The sequence below is a fragment of the Kocuria sp. SM24M-10 genome, from assembly GCF_001027955.1.
GTDB classification, from domain to species: domain Bacteria; phylum Actinomycetota; class Actinomycetes; order Actinomycetales; family Micrococcaceae; genus Kocuria; species Kocuria oceani.
In genome coordinates this window covers 33,821-40,011 of record NZ_LDNX01000009.1, presented here as the reverse complement: position 1 = coordinate 40,011, position 6,191 = coordinate 33,821, and the positions used below count along the sequence as shown (strand labels likewise).

Sequence of the window (6,191 nt, the reverse complement as noted above, 5' to 3'; positions counted from 1 at the left end):
CGTGCTGATCAACTACCTGCTGACGCTGCTGGCGGCGTGGCTCTCCCGGTTCCTCAGCTACCGCACGGGAGGCGCCACCAAGCCGGCCGAGGGCCCGGTAGCACTCCCGCACGGCCTCGGCGCTCACGTGCTCGTCGTCGGTGTGCGCGAGCAGGGCGTCGCCAGGACCGAAGTTCACCGCCGGCACGCCCATCGCGGAGAAGCGGGCCACGTCGGTCCAGCCGTACTTCGGCTTGGGCTCCTGGCCCACCGCGGCCACGAACGCCGCGGCGGCGGGGCGGTCCAGGCCGGGGCGGGCCGCGGCCGAGAGGTCGGTGAACTCCAGCTCGTAGCCGGCGAAGACCTCCCGGACGTGGGCGACGGCCTGCTCCGGGGTCTTGTCCGGGGCGAAGCGGTAGTTGATCTCCACGTGGGCGGTGTCGGGGACGACGTTGCCGGCCACGCCGCCGCCGATCCCGGTCGCGTTGAGGCCCTCCCGGTAGTCGAGGCCCTCCACGGTGATCGTCCGCGGGGTGTAGGCGGCCAGGCGGGCCAGGACGTCGGCCTGCTTGTGGATGGCGTTCTCCCCGATCCAGGACCGCCCCGAGTGGGCCGCGCGCCCGGTGGTGGTGATCCGGAAGCGCATCGTGCCGTTGCAGCCGCCATCCACCGTCCCGTCCGTGGGCTCGAGGAGCACCGCGAAGTCCGCCTCGAGCAGCTCCGGGGCGTTGCGCTGCAGCCGCCCCAGGCCGCTGGCCGCGGCGTCGACCTCCTCGTGGTCGTAGAAGACGTAGCTGACGTCCCGGTTGGGCTCGGTCAGGGCGGCCGCGAGGGCCAGCTGGACGGCCACGCCGCCCTTCATGTCGGTGGCACCGCGCCCGTAGAGCACGCGGTGGCCGTCGGCCTCCTCCCACGAGGAGGGCACGGTCCCGCGGGCGCCGGGCACGGTGGGCAGGGGCACGGTGTCGAGGTGCCCGGCGAGCACCACCCGCTCGTCCCGGCCCAGTTCGGTGCGGGCGAGCACGGCGTCCCCGTCCCGGTGCACCGTGAGGTGCGGCAGCCGGCGCAGCGCCGCCTCGACGGCGTCGGCGATGGGCCCCTCGCCGCCGGAGACGGACTCCAGGTCGATGAGGTCGGCGGTGAGCTCGGCAGGGTCCGCGGCGAGGTCGAGGTCGGGTGCGATCATGGCTGCCAGCATAGCGGCGGGGCCCCTGGGGCCGGATCGATCCGGGTCCGGCCTCCCCCGTAGGATGGACGCCATGACTTCTCCCACCTCCCGTCCCGCCGCCGGCCGTCCCGCCGCCGGTCGCCCCGCCTCCGGTCTGGGCCTGGCCACCGTCGTGGCCTCCGGCCCCCAGGAGGGCACCGTCCTCGACGTCTGGTACCCGGCCCCGGCGCTGTCCGACGCGGTCGACACCTCCCTCGACGCCGATCTGCGGCTGGCGGCCACCGCCGACCCGGACCGCAACATCCGCAGCGAGATCGTCGAGACGGTCGTCGACCTCGACGCCGCCCCCGGCGACGCCGCCGACGCGTACCTGCGCCTGCACCTGCTCTCCCACCGCCTCGTGCGGCCCAACACCGTGAACCTCGACGGCGTGTTCGGCCTGCTCGCCAACGTCGCCTGGACCGACCGCGGCCCCGTGCTCGCCGAGGAGCTCACCTTCGCCCTGCTGCGGATGAAGGCCACCGGCGGGCACGTGACCGTGCACAGCGTCGACAAGTTCCCGCGGATGGTGGACTACGTGGTGCCCTCGGGCGTGCGGATCGGCGACGCCAACCGGATCCGGCTCGGCGCCCACCTGGCCGCCGGCACCACGGTGATGCACGAGGGTTTCGTGAACTTCAACGCCGGTACGCTCGGCCAGTCCATGGTCGAGGGCCGGATCAGCGCCGGCGTGGTCGTGGGCGACGCCACGGACGTCGGCGGCGGCGCGTCCATCATGGGCACCCTCTCCGGCGGCGGCAAGGAGCGGATCACCGTGGGCGAGCGCGTGCTCCTCGGGGCGAACTCCGGCGTGGGCATCTCCCTCGGCGACGACTGCGTGGTCGAGGCCGGCCTGTACGTCACCGCCGGCACGCGGGTGAGCGTGCTCGCCGACGGGGCGCAGTCCACGGCCAAGGCCTCGGAGCTCTCCGGCGTCCCGAACCTGCTGTTCCGCCGCAACTCGCTCACCGGCACGGTCGAGGTGCTGCCACGCGCCGGCCGGACCGTGGAGCTCAACGCGGCCCTGCACGCCAACTGAGCACCCGCCCCGGCTGAGCTTCCGCCGGCCGAGCAGCCACGCCGGCGGGCCTCCGCCGCCGGCCGAGGTCCGCGGGACCGGACACCCGGTCCCGCGGAGCTCGGCCGAGATCCACTCCGCCCCCCGTCTCCCCGCCCGTCCAGGAGCCCCCGTGTCCTCCCCCGCCTCCGGCCGCCGCACCAGGTCGGCCGGGCTGTCGCTGTTCGTGCTGGTGCTGGTCTGCGCCGTGCTCGCCGCCGGGGCCCTCGTGGTCGTCGAGCTGCGGGCGGGGCGGCCCTCGGCCGGCGAGCCCCGCTGCGTGGTCGCCACCACGGACCCGGACGGACAGCGCCGGCGGCACACCCTGTCCTCCGAGCAGGCGGCCAACGCGGCGCTGATCACCGCCGAGTCCGTCCGGCGCGGCACGGACCCGTACGCGGCGGTCGTGGCCCTGGCCACGGCCATGCAGGAGTCCCAGCTGGTCAACATCGACTACGGGGACCGCGACTCCGTGGGCCTCTTCCAGCAACGCCCGTCCCAGGGCTGGGGCACGGTCGAGCAGGTCATGGACCCGTCCTACGCCACCGGCGTCTTCTACGACCGGCTCGCCGAGGTGGACTACGCCGGGCTGTCCGTGACCGAGGCCGCCCAGGCGGTCCAGCGCTCCGGGCACCCGGACGCCTACGCCCGGCACGAGCCCCTGGCCCGGGCCTTCGCCGACAGCCTGACCGGGGGCACCGAGGCGTCCCTGAACTGCGTGCTCGCCGATCCCGAGCAGCCCGGGGACGCGGCCGCCGCCGCCGACGCCCTGGGCGCCGCCTTCGGCGCCGCGGCCCCCGCGGCGCGCGCCGAGGCCGGCCGGGTGGTCGTCCCCGCCCCCTCCGGGCCCACCGGCTGGGCGGTGGCGCACTGGGCGGTCGCCTCCGCCGAGCGGCTGGGCATCGCCGAGGTCTCCTTCGACGGGCGCAGCTGGGTCCGAGCCGACCAGCGGACCACCCGCTTCGCCCCCGCCCCCGGCTGGGTGGACGGCGCCGAGGCCCACCCGGACGGCCCCCCGCCGGCACAGGACGTCGTGCTGGTCCTCGCGAGCCGCTGAGGCCCCGCCCACGGCCGGGCCGATACGCTGGGCGCATGAGAATTCTCGTCGCCGGAGGAACCGGCTACATCGGCTCGCACACCGTCCTCGCCCTGCTGGAGGCCGGCCACGACGTCGTCGTGATGGACAACCTCGCCAACTCCTCGCGGACCTCCCTGGAGCGCGTGGAGGAGCTCGCGGGCCGTCCGGCGACCGCGTTCGCCGAGGTCGACCTGCTGGACCCGGCCGGGCTCGACGCCCTGTTCGCGCAGCACCGGCCGGAGGCGGTGATCCACTTCGCCGGGCTCAAGGCCGTGGGCGAGTCGGCCGAGCATCCGCTGAGGTACTACCGCACCAACGTGACCGGCACACTGAACCTGCTGGAGGCCATGGAGGAACACGGCTGCCGCTCCATCGTGTTCTCCTCCTCCGCCACGGTCTACGGCGCCCCGGAGGAGATGCCGCTGACCGAGAAGCAGCCCATGGACGCGCAGAACCCGTACGGCCGCACCAAGGAGCACATCGAGGACATGCTGGTGGACCTCGCCGCCTCGGACCCGTCCTGGAGCGTGGCCCTGCTGCGCTACTTCAACCCCGTGGGCGCCCACGAGTCCGGCCGGATCGGGGAGGACCCCACCGGCGTGCCGAACAACCTGCTGCCGTTCATCGCCCAGGTGGCCGTGGGCCGGCGCGAGAAGCTGCGCGTGTTCGGCGACGACTACCCCACCGCCGACGGCACCGGGGTGCGCGACTACATCCACGTCGTCGACCTCGCGGACGGCCACCTCCGGGCCCTCGACCACCTCGCCCGGCACGGCGGGGTGCACACCTGGAACCTGGGCACGGGCAAGGGCTACTCGGTGCTCGAGGTGCACGCCGCGTTCGAGCGGGCGTCCGGGCGCCGCATCCCCTACGAGGTCGCGGCCCGGCGTCCCGGGGACGCGGCCGTCTCCTACGCCGACCCCTCCACGGCCCTGGCCGAGCTGGGCTGGTCGGCCGAGCGGGACATCGACACGATGTGCCGCGACCACTGGAACTGGCAGAGGAGCAACCCGGAGGGCTACGCCGGGTCCTGAGGCCCCGGGCTCACCAGCCCGGCGGGCGCACCACGTTGGGCGGTGCGTCGGCGAACAGCGCCGCGACCCGGCGCTCGTCGTGGCCGGCGATGCCGGTGCCCACCCGGGTGAGCCAGAAGGTCAGCTCCGGGTGGGCGCGGGCGAAGTCCACGAACACGGCCGCCTCGCGCGCCAGGGCGGGGAACCCACTCATGCTGTCGATCGCGTAGGAGCGCCCCTGCAGCCCGTGGCCCTGCCCCGGCACCGCGCCGAAGCGCTCCACCGCGGTCCGCGCCGCGCCGGCCCCGTGCGCGCCGCGGGCGTTGGAGCCGAAGACGAAGACCTCGTCCGGGCCCAGCTCGGTGATCCGTTCGGGGGTGCGCCGCTGCTCGTCCATGGTCCGCACCCTACCGGGGCGCGCGGCAGGAGGAAAAGGCCGGGCCCGCGCCCCCTCGGGGGACGCGGGCCCGGCCGCCGGCGGTGCGGCTCAGTCCTGCGGGTAGTGCCGCTCGGCCTCGCCCACGTAGAGCTGGCGCGGGCGGCCGATCTTGGTCTCCGGGTCCTCGATCATCTCGCGCCACTGCGCGATCCAGCCCGGCAGCCGGCCGATGGCGAACAGGACGGTGAACATCTTCTCCGGGAAGCCCATCGCCTTGTAGATCAGGCCCGTGTAGAAGTCGACGTTCGGGTACAGCTTGCGCTCCACGAAGTAGTCGTCGGCGAGGGCCTTCTCCTCGAGCCGCATCGCGATGTCGAGCTGCTGGTCGTTGCCGCCCAGCTTCTGGAGGATGTCGTGGGCGTAGTCCTTGACGATGCGCGCGCGCGGGTCGTAGTTCTTGTACACGCGGTGGCCGAAGCCCATGAGCCGGGCGCCGGACTCCTTGTTCTTGACCTTCTCCATGAACTCCTCGGGCTTGACGCCCTCCTGCTGGATCCGGTTGAGCATCGCGAGCACGGCCTCGTTCGCGCCGCCGTGCAGCGGGCCGTAGAGGGCGTTGATGCCGGCGGAGACCGAGGCGAACATGTTGGCGTGGGACGAGCCCACCAGCCGCACCGTGGAGGTGGAGCAGTTCTGCTCGTGGTCGGCGTGCAGCATCAGGAGCACGTCGAGGGCCTTGGCCATCGTCGGGTCGATCTCGTAGTCCTCGGCCGGCACCCCGAAGCACATGCGGAGGAAGTTCTCCGTGTAGCTGAGGTCGTTCTGCGGGTAGAGCATCGGCTCGCCCTTGGACTTCTTGAAGGCGTACGCGGCCAGGGTCGGGACCTTGGCGAGCAGCCGGATCGTGGAGATCTCCACCTGCTCCTGGTCGAAGGGGTCGAGGGAGTCCGCGTAGAACGTGGACAGCGCCGAGACCGCCGAGGAGAGCACGGGCATGGGGTGCGCGTTGCGCGGGAACCCGTTGAAGAAGCTCTTGAGGTCCTCGTGGACCATGGTGTGCCGGCGCACCCGGGTGTCGAAGTCCTCGAGCTGGGCCGGGGTGGGCAGCTCCCCGTAGATCAGCAGGTACGCGGTCTCGATGAACGTCGAATGCTGGGCGAGCTCCTCGATCGGGTAGCCGCGGTAGCGCAGGATGCCGTTGTTGCCGTCGATGTAGGTCACGGCCGAGCGCGCGTTGGCGGTGTTCATGAACCCGGGGTCGAAGGCGACGTTGCCGGTCTCCTTGAGCAGGTTCGTGATCGCGTATCCGCGGTTGCCCACGGTGGCGTCCTGGACGGGCAGCTCGAGCCGTCCGCCGTTGCCGTAGTCGAGCTGGGCGGTCTCGGTCTTCTGTGCAGACTCGGTCATGTTCTTCGTCCTCCGCGAGTGGATTTCGGTGTCCGGGGCGGCCCTGCCGGGCGGCACCGGTGGCGCAGCAC

At 73.3% G+C, this 6,191-nt stretch carries 6 protein-coding genes; 3 read left to right on the top strand and 3 right to left on the bottom strand.

Translation table 11 applies throughout. From position 1 onward, the window contains the following. On the bottom strand, positions 1–1,177 hold a 1,177-nt coding region (gene dapE / locus ABL57_RS00660; RefSeq protein ID WP_082157136.1), incomplete at its 3' end, for a succinyl-diaminopimelate desuccinylase. Positions 1,178–1,238: 61 nt separating this feature from the next. Between dapE and dapD the strand changes: the two genes are divergently transcribed. The 3 genes from dapD to galE all read left to right on the top strand — a co-directional run bounded on the left by dapD (position 1,239) and on the right by galE (position 4,355). Continuing rightward, positions 1,239–2,225, top strand: a complete 987-nt coding sequence (dapD, locus tag ABL57_RS00655; RefSeq protein WP_047801520.1) for a 2,3,4,5-tetrahydropyridine-2,6-dicarboxylate N-succinyltransferase — start codon at positions 1,239–1,241, stop codon at positions 2,223–2,225. 151 nt (positions 2,226–2,376) lie between these two features. Then, the gene (locus ABL57_RS00650) at positions 2,377–3,300 is read left to right on the top strand and encodes a hypothetical protein (RefSeq protein WP_082157135.1); all 924 of its coding nucleotides are present in this window, start codon (positions 2,377–2,379) and stop codon (positions 3,298–3,300) included. Between the two features lie 35 nt (positions 3,301–3,335). Further along, the gene (gene galE, locus ABL57_RS00645; protein WP_047801519.1) at positions 3,336–4,355 is read left to right on the top strand and encodes a UDP-glucose 4-epimerase GalE; all 1,020 of its coding nucleotides are present in this window, start codon (positions 3,336–3,338) and stop codon (positions 4,353–4,355) included. Positions 4,356–4,365: 10 nt separating this feature from the next. On the opposite strand, the gene ABL57_RS00640 is transcribed toward galE, so the two are convergent. Both ABL57_RS00640 and ABL57_RS00635 read right to left on the bottom strand, forming a co-directional pair. Then, the gene (locus ABL57_RS00640; protein WP_047801518.1) at positions 4,366–4,731 is read right to left on the bottom strand and encodes a hypothetical protein; all 366 of its coding nucleotides are present in this window, start codon (positions 4,729–4,731) and stop codon (positions 4,366–4,368) included. Between the two features lie 90 nt (positions 4,732–4,821). After that, on the bottom strand, positions 4,822–6,120 hold the full coding sequence (locus ABL57_RS00635; protein ID WP_047801517.1) for a citrate synthase: 1,299 nt from the start codon (positions 6,118–6,120) through the stop codon (positions 4,822–4,824). Positions 6,121–6,191: the final 71 nt, after the last annotated feature.